This window comes from Bradyrhizobium sp. B120 (assembly GCF_049075665.1).
GTDB lineage: Bacteria > Pseudomonadota > Alphaproteobacteria > Rhizobiales > Xanthobacteraceae > Bradyrhizobium.
The window spans coordinates 7827163-7840425 of the sequence record NZ_CP185242.1 but is presented as its reverse complement, the minus strand read 5'-3'; the positions used below and the strand labels follow the sequence as shown (position 1 = coordinate 7840425).

Annotated in this window: 12 protein-coding genes; 10 read left to right on the top strand and 2 right to left on the bottom strand. The window is 62.5% G+C overall.

Features of this window, described 5'->3' with window-relative positions; genetic code table 11:
• The first annotated feature begins 202 nt into the window (after positions 1–202).
• The 6 genes from ACOIX3_RS36535 (at position 203) to ACOIX3_RS36510 (ending at position 6533) form a co-directional block, all read left to right on the top strand.
• Positions 203–1726, top strand: coding sequence for an ABC-F family ATP-binding cassette domain-containing protein (locus ACOIX3_RS36535; protein ID WP_420966853.1), 1524 nt, complete (start codon positions 203–205; stop codon positions 1724–1726).
• A 305-nt stretch (positions 1727–2031) separates the two neighbouring features.
• Positions 2032–3498, top strand: a complete 1467-nt coding sequence (locus ACOIX3_RS36530; protein WP_420966852.1) for a glycerol-3-phosphate dehydrogenase — start codon at positions 2032–2034, stop codon at positions 3496–3498.
• Between the two features lie 92 nt (positions 3499–3590).
• Positions 3591–4505 (top strand): IS1595 family transposase, encoded by a 915-nt coding sequence (locus tag ACOIX3_RS36525; RefSeq protein ID WP_420966851.1) that lies wholly within the window; start codon positions 3591–3593, stop codon positions 4503–4505.
• 35 nt (positions 4506–4540) lie between these two features.
• Positions 4541–5344, top strand: coding sequence for a hypothetical protein (locus ACOIX3_RS36520; RefSeq protein WP_420966850.1), 804 nt, complete (start codon positions 4541–4543; stop codon positions 5342–5344).
• Positions 5331–5945, top strand: a complete 615-nt coding sequence (locus tag ACOIX3_RS36515; RefSeq protein ID WP_420966849.1) for a hypothetical protein — start codon at positions 5331–5333, stop codon at positions 5943–5945. Before ACOIX3_RS36520 ends, ACOIX3_RS36515 begins: the two co-directional genes overlap by 14 nt.
• 126 nt (positions 5946–6071) lie before the next feature.
• Positions 6072–6533, top strand: a complete 462-nt coding sequence (locus ACOIX3_RS36510) for a hypothetical protein (RefSeq protein WP_420966848.1) — start codon at positions 6072–6074, stop codon at positions 6531–6533.
• Positions 6534–6697: 164 nt separating this feature from the next.
• On the opposite strand, the gene ACOIX3_RS36505 is transcribed toward ACOIX3_RS36510, so the two are convergent.
• On the bottom strand, positions 6698–7927 hold the full coding sequence (locus ACOIX3_RS36505; protein ID WP_420971883.1) for a tetratricopeptide repeat protein: 1230 nt from the start codon (positions 7925–7927) through the stop codon (positions 6698–6700).
• A 504-nt stretch (positions 7928–8431) separates the two neighbouring features.
• Here ACOIX3_RS36505 and ACOIX3_RS36500 point away from each other — a divergent pair.
• On the top strand, positions 8432–8719 hold the full coding sequence (locus ACOIX3_RS36500) for a hypothetical protein (RefSeq protein ID WP_420966847.1): 288 nt from the start codon (positions 8432–8434) through the stop codon (positions 8717–8719).
• A gap of 775 nt (positions 8720–9494) precedes the next feature.
• Here the strand turns inward: ACOIX3_RS36500 and ACOIX3_RS36495 are convergent.
• A complete protein-coding gene (locus ACOIX3_RS36495; RefSeq protein ID WP_420966846.1) occupies positions 9495–9809 on the bottom strand; it encodes a hypothetical protein in 315 nt (104 codons plus the stop codon).
• A gap of 344 nt (positions 9810–10153) precedes the next feature.
• On the opposite strand from ACOIX3_RS36495, the gene ACOIX3_RS36490 reads away from it, so the two are divergent.
• The 3 genes from ACOIX3_RS36490 to ACOIX3_RS36480 are packed head-to-tail and all read left to right on the top strand — an operon-like array spanning position 10154 to position 12980.
• A complete protein-coding gene (locus ACOIX3_RS36490) occupies positions 10154–11254 on the top strand; it encodes an ABC transporter ATP-binding protein (RefSeq protein ID WP_420971882.1) in 1101 nt (366 codons plus the stop codon).
• On the top strand, positions 11251–12165 hold the full coding sequence (locus tag ACOIX3_RS36485; protein ID WP_420966845.1) for an ABC transporter permease: 915 nt from the start codon (positions 11251–11253) through the stop codon (positions 12163–12165). Before ACOIX3_RS36490 ends, ACOIX3_RS36485 begins: the two co-directional genes overlap by 4 nt.
• Positions 12165–12980, top strand: coding sequence for an ABC transporter permease (locus ACOIX3_RS36480; protein WP_420966844.1), 816 nt, complete (start codon positions 12165–12167; stop codon positions 12978–12980). The genes ACOIX3_RS36485 and ACOIX3_RS36480 overlap by 1 nt, the downstream gene beginning before the upstream one ends.
• The last annotated feature ends 283 nt before the right edge of the window (positions 12981–13263 follow it).

Sequence of the window (13263 nt, the reverse complement as noted above, 5' to 3'; positions counted from 1 at the left end):
GCCCTGCAAATGCGTTTGCAGGGCTGACCGGAAACTCGGACAAAATCTCTTCCTGGTCTGCCCTTCGTGGCCGTGCGGCGTCGAACGTTTGAGCGTTTGCGCCTGCATTTGAATCCCTCGCCGCGCACCGACACGCACATCCGATGCTGGCTGGACGCCGCTGGATGCTGTCGTGATCGCCGGCAAGACCAGAGAATCGATCGTGACCCTCATCAATGTACGCAATCTCGGCGTGACGCTGAACGCGCCGCTGTTTTCCGAACTGAATTTCGTCGTCAATGCGGGCGACCGGATCGGCCTCGTCGCCGCCAATGGCCGCGGCAAATCCACGCTGCTGCGCTGCATCGCAGGCAGCATGGAGCCCAATGAAGGCGACATCACCCGCGCGCGTGGCCTGACGATCGGCCATGTCGAGCAGGATGCGCCGCCGAGGCTGCTCGATACCCCGTTCCATGCCGCCGTGCTCGAGGCGCTACCCGGCGAGCAGCGCGCCAGCGAGAGCTGGCGGGTCGATGTCGCCTTGCAATCGCTGGAGGTGCCGGAGGAGCTTTGGGCACGACCGCTCAAGCAACTGAGCGGCGGCTGGCTGCGGCTTGCGCTGCTCGCCCGCGTGCTGGTGACCGAGCCCGACGTGCTGCTGCTCGATGAGCCGACCAACCATCTCGACCTCGCCAAGATCAGCCGGCTCGAGGCCTGGCTGAATTCGCTGCCGCGCGAGATGCCGGTGGTGATCGCGAGCCACGACCGTGCCTTCCTCGATGCGACCACCAACCGGACGGTGTTCCTGCGCCCGGAGCGGTCGCAGCTGTTCGCGTTGCCCTACACCGCGGCGCGCGCGGCGCTCGACGAGTTCGATGCCTCGGACGAGCGGCGCTTCCAGCGCGACATGAAGGCCGTCCGCCAACTCCGGCAGCAGGCCGCCAAGCTCAACAACCTCGGCATCAATTCCGGCAGCGACCTTCTGCTGTCGAAGACCAAGCAGTTGAAGCAGCGCGCCGAAAAGCTCGAAGAGACGGCAAAGCCGGCGCATGTCGAACGCTCGGCCGGCACGATCCGGCTCGCCAACCGCGACACCCATGCCAAGGTTCTGATCAGGCTGAACAACGCCGCGATCGCCACTCCGGACGGCAGGCCGTTGTTCAGGACCGGCCAGCAGATCATCTGCAAGGGCGACCGGATCGCGCTGCTCGGGCCGAACGGCGCCGGCAAGACCCGGTTCGTCGCGGCGCTGCGGCTGGCGATCGAGGACGCGGCGGCGGCAGCCGCCGAGATCAGGGCCACCGAGTCGCTCGTGCTCGGCTATTGCGACCAGGCGCTGGCCGATCTCGCCGACGGCGACACGCCGCTGCATATGCTGACGCGGCGCTTCGCGGTCGGTGACCAGCGAGCGCGCGGCCTGCTCGCCGGCGCCGGGCTCTCGATCGAGATGCAGGGCCGTCCGATCGGGCGGCTGTCGGGCGGGCAGAAGGCCCGTCTCGGCATGCTGGTGCTGCGGCTCACCCAGCCGAACTTCTATCTGCTCGACGAGCCGACCAATCACCTCGACATCGAGGGCCAGGAGACGCTGGAGGACGAACTGATGGAGCAGCAGGCCAGCTGCCTGTTGGTGTCGCACGACCGCCAGTTCGTGCGCACGGTCGCCAACCGGTTCTGGGTGATCGAAGGCAAGAAGCTGATCGAGGCCGATGGCCCCGAAGGCTTTTTCGCCGCGGCCGCTGCGGATTAGCGCGTGATGGAATCAGATTGGATGGCCGCCGCAGGCGGAGCGCCACCAAAATATCGAAAACAACCCCATGCAAAGTAGCCGGTGGCGGTCGGCGTTCCGGCAAGCGACTTGACACGTCGGGCAACTCAGGAGCATTATTCTAATATTCCGAAATCGTGCAGGCGTACGCTCGTCGCCGCAAGCGGGAGAGGTGGGGTATGCGTGAGACCGCTTCACCCGGGCATTATGTCGTTAAGCGCCACGCCTTGACGCATTTTTCGCGCGAACACGTATTTCGTTCGCATTGAAATGCGATAGGCGTTGCCATGGCGGACTATGACGTCGCGATCATCGGCGGAGGCCTGAACGGCACGAGCATTGCGCGTGATGCGGCCGGCCGCGGCCTGCGTGTGATCCTGCTGGAGCAGGGCGATCTCGGCTCCGGCGCGTCGGGGGCCTCGCCGCGGCTGGTCCACGGCGATCTGGCCGGGCTGGAACGGCGCGCGTTCTTCCGCGTCCGCAGGGCGCTGAGGGAACGCGATGTGTTGCTGCGCATCGCGCCGCATCTGGTGCGGCCGGCGCGCTTCGCAATCCCGGCGCATGCCGAGGAACGGCCGCCGTGGCAATTGCGGTCGTTGCTGCTGCTGTACGAGCGGCTCGCCTCGCGCAGCGGCCTGCCGCGCTCGGCGACGCTGGATGTCACCCACCATCCGGTCGGCAATGCGCTGAAGCGGCCGTTTGGAACCGCGTTCGAATATTCCGACTGCGTGGTCGACGATTCCCGGCTCGTCGTGCTCAATGCCGTCGATGCCGCGGCGCGCGGCGCCGATATCCGCACCGGCGCGCGCGTGACCCGGGCCGAGCGCGGCGACGCCTGGCGGCTGGTCGCAATCGACCGTGGCTACCGCCGGGTGATCACAGCGCGGTCGCTGGTCAATGCGACCGGTGCGTGGACCGCCTCCGTCGCCGACACGGTGTTGCGCGTGCCGGCGCCACCGCTCGCGACCGTGCAGATCAGCCAGATCGTGGTGCGCCGCCTGTTTGACTGCGACAACGTCTATGCGTTCCAGAACAGCGATGGCCAACTGATCTTCGCCAGTCCCTACGCGCGCGACTTCACCCTGATCGGCAGCGTCGGTCATCCCTTCAAGGGCGATCCCGCCATTGTCGCGATGGGTGTGCGTGAGGTTGCCTATCTCTGCGACGCAGCCAATCGGTATTTTCGCGAGCAGATCACCCCGGCCGACGTGCTGCGAACGATTTCCGGCGCCAATTCCGTGATCGCTCCCGTGCGCCGGCGCAGCAGCGATGGCGCTGCATCGCTCGATTTCCGGCGCGGCAGGGCGCCGCTGCTCACCATCTTCGGCGGCGACATCACCACCTCGCGGCGCCGTGCCGAGCGGGCGGTCTCGGAGTTCACCCGGTTCTATCCGATGACGCCGCGCTGGACCGCAACCGTGCCGCTGCCGGGCGGTGAATTCGCCTGGCAGCGTTTCGAGACCGAGGTCGACATCGCGCGCGACCGCTGGCGCTTCCTGGGCGAGGACGAGGCGCGGCGGCTGGTGGCCGCCTACGGGCTGAACGTGAAGGATATCCTGGGCGAGGCGAAGCAGAAGGCCGATCTCGGTCCGGCCTTCGGCCCGGAATTGACCGGCGCTGAGGTGCGCTACCTCATGCGCAAGGAATGGGCGCGCTTTCCCGACGATATCCTGTGGCGCCGCTCCAAGCTCGGCCTGACCATGCCGCAAGCCGATCGCGATGCGCTTGCGGCGTTCATGGCGAAGGCGGATTGAACGCACTCTCAAATCTCCCCTTGCAAAAGGGAGCTATATACTTGACAAGTACGGGTGCCCCTTGGTAGAGTCAACCATAGAGGGAATCCGCTATGTCCGTCCTGTCCGCATCGCACTTCCACAATGAGGTCGCAGCCATTGCGCGGCTGGAGGAGATCGTATGGCCGCAGGGGCCTCATTGCCCGCGCTGCGGCAGCTTTGACCGCATTACGGACGTAAGGGGCGGCCGGGCTGGCCTGCGCCGCTGTGGCCCCTGCAAACGCGAATTCACGGTCACGGTAGGCACCATTTTCGAACGCAGCCACGTCAAGCTGCATATCTGGTTTCAGGCCGCGCACCTGATGGCATCCAGCAAGAAGGGCATCAGCGCGCATCAACTGCACCGCACGCTCAAGGTCACCTACAAGACCGCGTGGTTCATGGAGCATCGGTTGCGCGAAGCTATGCGTGAAGGCCATTTCACCGTCATGGGCGGCGAAGGCAAAATCGTTGAAGCCGATGAGACCTGCATCGGCGGCAAAGAGAAGAACAAGCATCGCAGCAAGCGCAATGCAGGGAATATCGGCGGCATGGGCAAGGAGATTGCCTTCTCCCTCGTTGAGCGCAGGGGCAAGGTCCGTAGCCAGCATGTCGCGAGCGTTACGTCTAAGACATTGCGCGAAACGCTGGTCTGTCAGCGTGACGCCGATACTACGCTAATGACGGACGACGCTGGCCAGTATCGCCAGACGCATAAGGATTTTACGCATGAGGTCGTTAACCATGGCATCGGCGAATACGTTCGCGGCGATGCACATACCAATACGATTGAAGGGTATTTCTCTATTCTAAAACGCGGGATTACTGGCACTTATCACCATGTCAGCCCGCAGCATCTGAAGCGATATTTGGCTGAGTTTGACTTCAGATACAACGAACGGATGGCTCTTGGCGTGTCTGATGAAGCTCGCACGACCAAGGCGCTTCGTGGTATCATTGGGAAGCGCTTGAAGTATCGGGACTCGTAACCAGCGTCGGAATAAGACGGAAGACGGCTACTCCAATGGGCATGGCACATAAAAAACCCAAACCGGCAAGGAAGGCTGTAAAAGGCCGCCGGGCGGACGCGACCGAATTCGAGTTCTTTATCGACGCATACAGCCCTTCCACAATTCCGATGGCGAGACTCGCTGAGTACATGGCCCAACTGGCTACCATGCTTGGCGAGGAATCCTCTGTTCACTTTGTGAAGTTGAAGCGCGGAAGCACGCGCTTGGTTCACCGCGTGCAGCGCGAAGCTGTCCCGAAGGTTAGGGAGCGCGCTGCGGCTGTTCGCCGTGGCGACGCGCCGCGCGATGCCTTGCGCGCATATGACACTGTCAACAGGATGCTGCGCGAGGACGATGGCTGCGGCGCTCTGAAGGAGGCCCCAGACACGAACCAGGAAGCGGTCATCATTCCCTTTCCTGGTGTGCAAAGTTCTGAAGAAAAGTTCGCCGTGCAAGAGCGCGGAACGATTGACGGGATGCTTGTCCGCGTTGGGGGGATCCATAAGTGGGTTCCTGTATTGATTGAAGCGAACGGCGAAGCCGTAAGCGGGTGCTGGGCTGATCGCATCACTGCAAAGAAGCTTGCAAGGCATCTATTTGAGCCGGTGCGTCTCATTGGCACTGGTAAATGGGAGCGCGGCGCTGACGGGAAGTGGTCTCTAAAAGAGTTTGTAGTCGAAGCTTACGAAACGTTGAGCAACGAGCCGCTGTCTGATGCGCTCAATCGGATTCGCGCGATAAACGCGTTCAAGGATACTACCTTGGACGATATAGAGATGCTGCGGAAAGGCCCGGAGAGTAAGAATGGTGGTCATTGATACCACCATGGCAATGCTTCTATTTCGGCGAGATGTACCGAAGCGAATTACCGACTCAAAGGGCAATGTGATTGACCATGCTGACGCGAGGGTCGCTCACTTGGTCAAGATGTTAGACGCTCAGAAGAGCAAGATTGTCATTCCAACGCCGGTTCTGAGCGAATTACTTGTTCGTTCCAGCCCACAAGACAGCCAGCTTATCCTTGAACAAATCAACAAATTGGCGGTCTTTCGCGTTGAACCATTCGAAACTAAGGCCGCTGTTGAAGTGGCTGTCATGACTAGGGGTGCGCTCGCAGCCGGAGATAAGAAGGGCGGACTAACTGCGCCATGGCAGAAGGTCAAATTTGACCGGCAGATCGTTGCCATTGCCAAAACGACGCAGGCTTCTGTCATCTACACGGATGATGACGATATTATCGCCATCGCAAAATCGGTGAATATCCCGACGCTAGGTCTGGCTGATTTGGAACTGCCGCCAGAAACTGCACAAGGCCAACTCCCGTTCGAGAAAACGCAAAGCGTCTCCGATGAAATCTCAGCCCAAACCAAAGCCCATCAAGAGCCGGACTCGCCAGAAGACCAACCCGGCGCGGGATGACCCAGAGCAATCGAGAGCTTTCATTGACAAGGCTCGCGAGATCGAAGCGGACGAAGACAAATCCGCTGCGGACGAACTCATGAAACGGCTGGCGACGAAGAAGCCAGAGCCTCGCAAGCAAAAATGATGCTTTGGCCGCTGATTTCTGGCTTTGCTGGCGGTGTGATTGGATGGCTGTTCACCACGGCACTGGCGCAGCCTTTTCAGAAGTTTATCCAACTGCGGCAAGACGTGGCGGCGGCTTTAGCAGAATTTGAACATAGTCGATTATGGACGGGCAATCCGGAAGAGGAGCCGCCGACGAAGGAGTGGTTGGAAAAACGACAAATCGCTTACGAGAGGGCCGGAGTTGCTCTTGTTGCCTATTCCATTTCTAATTCGTTCTTTACCCAACTGTTGCTCAGCCGTTGGCTTGGGTCTCGGCGCTGCTATGTTCGGTCCGCTGGTGATTATCTTCGCAATCTTGCGAGGATGACCCCGGGCAGCCAAATCAGCGAAAAAATTCACGTAGCCGTTATGAGGCAGCTGCGGCTAGCCTCGCCATTTGATGTAATCCGGCCACTATGGAAACGGTTACTCAACCGTTAGGCCGTACTTGTCAAGTATATAATTCCCCTTGCAAAGGGGAGGTCGCTTTGCTCGCCAGAGCAAAGCGGGTGGGGATCCTGCCTCCACAACAACGGTCGTCGCTTGCGGCCGCCCCCCATCCCGACCTTCCCCCTTTCAGGGGGAAGGAGAACATTCCAACAGCTCTACTGCCTTGCCGCCTCCTGCGACCAGGCGAGGTCACGCCTGGATGGACGGCGATGCAGCCGCTCCGAGATCAGGTTCGTCGCTTGCCGGCCCTGGCCGGCGCGGAGGCACGCGACGATGAAGGTGTCCTCCCACAATTCGCGTTGCGCATGGCTGCCGCCGATCCGGACCAGCTCGGGCATCAGCGGCGCCAGGATGCGCACGGCGCGCTCATGGTCGCCGGCGGCGAAGGCGGCAACGCCGCGGCCGAGCCCGATCGCGGCAGGGCCGGGCGCCAGCTTGCCGTCGGCGTCGCGCGCCGCCATCTCGGCCAGTCGCGCCTCAAGCGCATCGTTGTTCGTCGTGGCTGCGACCAGCGCGTGGTGCACGTCGGCGAAATGCGCACCGGCCTTCGGGAAGTAGCCGTCGCCATAGGCGGCGACGTCCTTCCAGTACGGTTCGAGACCCGTTTTGCCGGCGACCGACAGTCGCCACAGCAGCGAGGCCGTGTCGGTGTAGATATTGAGCGGCGGATAGGGCCGGCCCGCCGGCTTGATGTGCTGCTCGTAGATCGCGAGCGCGCCGTCGGCGTCGCCTTCCTCGATCGCGATCAAGGCGAGGTGCCAGGCGAGATGGCCCTGCAGGAAGCTAGTGCGATCATTCGCCGGCAGCCAGGCGGAGAGGAAGCTGCGGCCTTCCGCCGCGTCGCCCTGCTCGAACAGCGCATGCGCCACCGCGTGCGCGGCGCCGGCATTCTCCGGCTTCAGCGCATAGCCGCGCTCGGTGACGGCGCGGCCCGAGACGAGGTCGCCGGCCTCGGTCTTCGACCAGCCGAGATAGGTGAGGAACCACCAGTCGTCGCCATAGTCGCCGGCATGACGTTCCGAGATCGCGAGCCGCGCGGCGTCATGGTCGGACCGGCCGGAGAAGGCGTAGAGGCCGAAGGCGCCGAGCAACAGCGAGAGTATCTGCGCATCGCGCGGATACTCGGTAAGATGCTGTTCGGCCGCTGTCATCGCCTTCTTGCCCTGGCCCTCGATCACGGACGCGATGATGTCGATGTGCTGACGCTCGCGCGGGCTCGCGGCCGGCGCGAGCTGGCGCGCATCGTTTGCCTTGGCGCGGGCCGCGGCACCCTCCATGTTGAGCTGGTGGACGCGGGCACGGCCGAGATGGGCCAAAGCGAAATCGGGGTCCTCGGCGATCGCCGCCTCGAACGCTGAGTCGGCGCCGTGCAGCGCCGCCAGCATGCGATCGACGCCGTCGACATAATAGGCAGCGGCGCGGTCCGAATTGGTGGTCAGCTGCAGGCCGTAGCGGTCGTGAATCATCGGTTGTCCTCCCGAATTCGGCTGCGAAGTCTAGGGCATGCACTCGCAAAGGCAACGAGCCACTTCGGGGCTTACGTCTGCTTAGCTCTTAACAGCATCGCAAGAGCGGAAATGGCCGGAGGTCCGAGTTGGGCCAACAGGGGACATCGGCTTGCCTGCTGCTGGCTTAGGGCGACGGCGCTTTATTTGGTGTACGCAACCAATTCTTAGCGTCGTGCGTGCACGTTCACGTCCATCATGTTTGGCAAAAGAACCGTTGGGCTCCTATTGTGCGCGATTTCTCTGGCGTCATGCGCGCCCCCAGAACCAGAAGAGGAAATGCTTCCCGTGCCGGCTGGTCAAGCAGCCTTCCAAAAGGCTTGGGTTCAATCCGCGGGCCAAACGCAGCTTCCGCACGACATAACTCATTGGACCGGAAGGGTGGTGACCAAAAAAACGATGTATACACCACAGACTGGTTGGCAGGTTCATCTGTTCGTGGTCCAGATCGCAAAAAACCTTGCGTTCGTCGCCTATGGCTATGATCCCAAAGTGCGATCGGACATCGCTCACGCGGGATATTACGTCGAATTCGACGGCGTGCGAGTTGATGCGCCTGGACCAATTCAAACTCAACTTGAGGTTGCTGGTAGCGAGAAGCTTGCTCTGGTCGAAATCAAGCTGTCGCATGTCTCAGTGCCCCGATACAGTCATCAAGGCCCCGGATTCTGACAAGCAAGATGCTGCTTTGGGTCACAAGCCGCCCACGCCAGACCGCCTGGCCTAGGTCGGCTCACCTTCTGACATGCGGGGAACGGGGGCTGCGATCAAACGTTCTGCCCCCTTCCGGTACCAATGATCTCGCCGTCTGGTCCGACAAGTGCCCCGAATAACAGAAGAAACGGGCAAGCAAGCCAAAGATAGAATCCCGACCTGGCGCTCGTTACGACCAACTCAGCATCTACGACATGCATCGAAGTTGTTGTCAGGCTTGAGACGGCAAGCGCCACGGCAAGACCCGCAAAAATCAATTTGAGATGAGGCGGCATCGGCATGGCGGAAAGCAGCATCAACGGATTGGCGAACCAGCCGAGCTGCCCCTTCGAGACGCCGAGGGGGCCAAAGAACAGAAACCACCAACCGATCCATTAATCCGTTGTGGGGGGTGAGCCGTGGTTGGCTTCAACTGTCACGACCACGGGCAGAAACAGCGACGCGGCAAATAAAAGAAGCGTCACGACGTAGAGCGTCGTCTGCAACCTTAAAGCATTGCGGCTCGAAATCATTGCTGCTTCGCCCGTTCACATCGAACCAAAGAGGGTGTGTTTTACGCGAGGCTACGTGTGCTGTTTCTCGACTTATATGATAGGATGCAGCGTGTTATGCGCTGACGAAACTGGATAGTTAAAAATGCGTTTCGGCATGCGATCGTAACCGGATGCCCGAAAGACAAGAGCAGATCGCAACCTGCAAATGGGCGAGATCTGATAACTCCGTGTTCGTGTGTTTAACGGTCTCTCGATTTCAAGATCCAAACCCCCGCATCACGCACTGGAGCAACGTCCCTATGTTCTGGCTTTAGGACCTCAGCGAGCCGGGACTGCACAGCGCTGTTGGCGTCCTCAAGCAACTTCCGGCCAGCTTCAGTCCATTGAGCGGAGCGCGCATCGAGAACCTTCATCAGTCCGTAGTCCGCCAGCACCGCTGCCGCTTGATGAGGAGCGGACATGGCCTGGAGATCAGCGAACCCCTTTGAGCTGCCACAAAATTGATCGACCATCCCCGCGAGAGCGACCAACAAATTCATTTCGCTTTCGGTCATCTTGCGATGTTCCCATCGAGAAGCTGCTTGCCGCAACATACTGCTAAATTCACGGTAGCGCCAAACGTCAGCTTCGAGTCAGGAGCACAAGGTTCAGACTGAGCAAGTGTCTTCCGGTTTGGACCTCAAAGCCGACGCAACGCGCTTTTGAGTACACGCCCAGCAGAGGTGCGGGCGTCGACAATATTGCGGGAGATGTTCTTGAAGCGGTTGAGCCGGTGGCGATCCGCCGCTAGCTTGCCGCCAGGATCGGACCTTGCGGGGAATCGGGGCTTGCGGACGTGACATCGGGCGAAGCGAGTGGGGAGGCGGCAAGGCCGTTGCCTGAACCGGCCGTCTCGGACATGCCGCTGCTGCGGATCGAGGGCGTCGCCAAGTCGTTCGGCAATTTCCGCGCGGTCGACCAGCTCTCGCTCGACATCCGCGCCGGCGAGTTCTTCGCGCTGCTCGGCCCGAGCGGCTGCGGCAAGACCACGCTGCTGCGCATGCTCGCCGGCTTCGAGACGCCGGACGCAGGCCGCATCCTGCTCGGCGGCAACGACATCGCCCAGGTGCTGCCGCATGAGCGGCCCGTCAACATGATGTTCCAGAACTATGCGCTGTTTCCGCATCTGTCGGTGCGCGACAACATCGCCTTCGGCCTCAGGCGCGCCGGAATGGCGCGTCGTGACATCGCGACCCGCGTTGCGGAGATGGTCGCGCTCGTCAAGCTCGAGGGGCTCGAGAAGCGCAAGCCCGACCAGCTCTCCGGCGGACAGCGGCAGCGCGTGGCGCTGGCGCGCTCGCTGGCGCGCCGCCCGCAGGTGCTGCTGCTCGACGAGCCGCTCGCCGCGCTCGACAAGAAGCTGCGCGAGAGCACGCAAGGCGAGCTGATGGAGCTGCAACGCCGGCTCGGCACGACCTTCATCATCGTCACCCACGATCAGGAGGAGGCGATGACGATGGCCGGCCGGATCGGGGTGATGGATGCCGGCCGTCTGGTCCAGGTCGCGACCCCGCGTAACCTCTACGAGGCGCCGGCCTCGCGCTGGATCGCGGAGTTCGTCGGCGACATCAATCTGTTCAACGGCCAGGTCGCCGCCCGCGAGAATGGACGGTTGACGGTCTCGACCGCGGAGGCGGGCAGGCTCGCGGTCAGCGAACTGTGGCCGCCGGTGACCAAGGAGGTGGTCAGCGTCGCGATCCGTCCCGAGAAGGTGAAGTTGTCGCGCCGCGCGCCGGCGTCGGACGCGGGCGCATCGCAGACGATCAACCGGCTGGAGGGCGTCGTCACCGACGTCAACTATCTCGGCGGCGTCACCAGCTACCGGGTGAAGCTGGAATCCGGCGCGGTGGTGCGGTCGTCGATGGCCAACACCGCGCGGCTCGATGTCGACGCCTATCTCGCCGGCCAGCGCGTGGTGGCGTGGTTCACCGCCGACGACTGCCTGGTGCTCGAGCAATGAGCGCGCGCCGCATCTTCGCGCGGCCGGCACGACTCGCCGCGATCGCGCCCTATCTCTGGATGGTGCTGTTCTTCCTGGTGCCGTTCGGCTTCGTGCTGAAGATCAGCCTGTCGCAGACCGCGATCGCGCAGCCGCCCTATACGCCGGTGTTCGATTTCACGGAAGGCCGCGCGGCGCTGGCGGCCGCGTTTGCGCAATTGTCGTTCGACAATTTCCGCCTGCTGCTGCAGGACAATCTGTACATCCTGTCCTATCTGCGCAGCCTCGTCGTCGCGGTGACCTCGACCGTGATCCTGCTGCTGATCGGCTATCCCATCGCCTACGGCATGGCGCGGTTGCCGCAGCGCTGGCAGGGCTTGGCGATGATGCTGGTCATCGTGCCGTTCTGGACCTCGTTCCTGATCCGCATCTATGCCTGGATCAACATTTTGCAGCATGATGGCCTGCTCAACCAGATCCTGCTGGCGCTGCACATTGTCTTGACGCCGGTGGTCTGGCTGTCGACCGACAGCGCGATGTATCTCGGCATCGTCTACTCCTACCTGCCGTTCATGATCCTGCCGCTCTATGCGACGCTCTCGAAGATGGATGCCTCGCTCTTGGAGGCGGCAGGCGATCTCGGCGCCTCGCCGCTACAGGCGTTCTGGCTGGTGACGTTCCCGCTGTCGCTGCCGGGCGTCGGCGCCGGCGCGCTGCTCTGTTTCATTCCGATCGTCGGTGAATTCGTGATCCCCGATCTGCTCGCCGGCTCCAACTCGCTGATGATCGGGCAGACGCTGTGGCTCGAGTTCTTCACCAACAAGGACTGGCCGGTGGCGTCAGCTGCGGCGGTGGCCTTGCTGCTGCTGCTGGTGCCGCCGCTCGTGCTCTACGACCGCTTGCAGCGGCGTCAGCTAGAGGCGGGCCGCTGATGGCTTCCAGTGTCACCAGGCTCACGCGCTTCAACATGACGTCGCTGGCGCTCGGGCTGGCGTTCCTCTATCTGCCGATCGTCATCCTGGTGATCTACTCGTTCAACGCCTCGCGGCTGGTGACGGTGTGGGGCGGCTGGTCGTTGCGCTGGTATCACGAGTTCTTCAGCGATCGCGCCATGCTGGAGGCGGCGTGGATGAGCCTGTCGGTTGCCGCGGTGTCGGCGACGCTGGCGACATTGCTGGGCACGCTGGCGGCGGTCGGGCTGGCGCGCGGCGAACGGTTCCGGGGACGGGCGCTGTTCTCCGGCATGCTGTATTCGCCGCTGGTGATGCCCGAGGTGATCTCAGGCCTGTCGCTGCTTTTGCTGTTCGTGGCGCTGAATGCCGAGCGCGGCTTCTGGACTGTGACGATCGCCCACACCACGCTGACGATGTGCTTCGTCACCGTCGTGGTGCAGTCGCGCCTCGCCACGCTCGACCGCAGCCTGGAGGAGGCCGCGATGGACCTCGGCTGCGATCCGGTGCGCGCGTTCCTGCTGGTGACGTTGCCGCTGATCGTGCCGGCGATCGTGGCGGGGTGGATGCTCGCCTTCACGCTGTCGCTCGACGACGTCGTGATCGCGAGCTTCACCACCGGTCCCGGCTCGGCGACGCTGCCGATCCGGATCTATTCCGAGGTCCGGCTCGGCGTGAAGCCCGAGATCAACGCGATCTGCACGCTGGTGATCGCGCTGATCGCAGTGATCATCGTGGTCGCCTCGTTCGCCTCGAAATTGTCGAGCGCCCGCGGCGAGAGCGCCGCGCCGCTCTAGATTCTTGTTTGACGCGTTTTCCTTGCGCGAAACATCTCCGTGCAAGGGAGCCACCGGCGGCAGGGCTCCCTCCCCCCTTGCGGGGGAGGGTTGGGGAGAGGGGTACTACACGGCACACTCTCTCAGTTCAGCGCTTCAACGAAGCGCGATCGAGATTGCGAGACCGAGGCTCGCGTCAATCATCTCACCCGGGGTCACCCCTCTCCCCACCCTCCCCCGCAAGGGGGGAGGGAGCCTGGGCAGCGTGCTCACCTCACGTCAGTTTCTAGAGCAGTGAGGAGAG

Excerpts from the sequence above, each read along its gene's own strand:
- ACOIX3_RS36530 (WP_420966852.1), top strand. The coding sequence starts at position 2,032 with ATGGCGGACTATGACGTCGCGATCATCGGCGGAGGCCTGAACGGCACG.
- ACOIX3_RS36525 (WP_420966851.1), top strand. The coding sequence starts at position 3,591 with ATGTCCGTCCTGTCCGCATCGCACTTCCACAATGAGGTCGCAGCCATT.
- ACOIX3_RS36520 (WP_420966850.1), top strand. The coding sequence starts at position 4,541 with ATGGGCATGGCACATAAAAAACCCAAACCGGCAAGGAAGGCTGTAAAA.
- ACOIX3_RS36515 (WP_420966849.1), top strand. The coding sequence starts at position 5,331 with ATGGTGGTCATTGATACCACCATGGCAATGCTTCTATTTCGGCGAGAT.
- ACOIX3_RS36510 (WP_420966848.1), top strand. The coding sequence starts at position 6,072 with ATGCTTTGGCCGCTGATTTCTGGCTTTGCTGGCGGTGTGATTGGATGG.
- ACOIX3_RS36505 (WP_420971883.1), bottom strand. The coding sequence starts at position 7,927 with ATGCTGGCGGCGCTGCACGGCGCCGACTCAGCGTTCGAGGCGGCGATC.
- ACOIX3_RS36495 (WP_420966846.1), bottom strand. The coding sequence starts at position 9,809 with ATGACCGAAAGCGAAATGAATTTGTTGGTCGCTCTCGCGGGGATGGTC.
- ACOIX3_RS36490 (WP_420971882.1), top strand. The coding sequence starts at position 10,154 with ATGCCGCTGCTGCGGATCGAGGGCGTCGCCAAGTCGTTCGGCAATTTC.
- ACOIX3_RS36485 (WP_420966845.1), top strand. The coding sequence starts at position 11,251 with ATGAGCGCGCGCCGCATCTTCGCGCGGCCGGCACGACTCGCCGCGATC.
- ACOIX3_RS36480 (WP_420966844.1), top strand. The coding sequence starts at position 12,165 with ATGGCTTCCAGTGTCACCAGGCTCACGCGCTTCAACATGACGTCGCTG.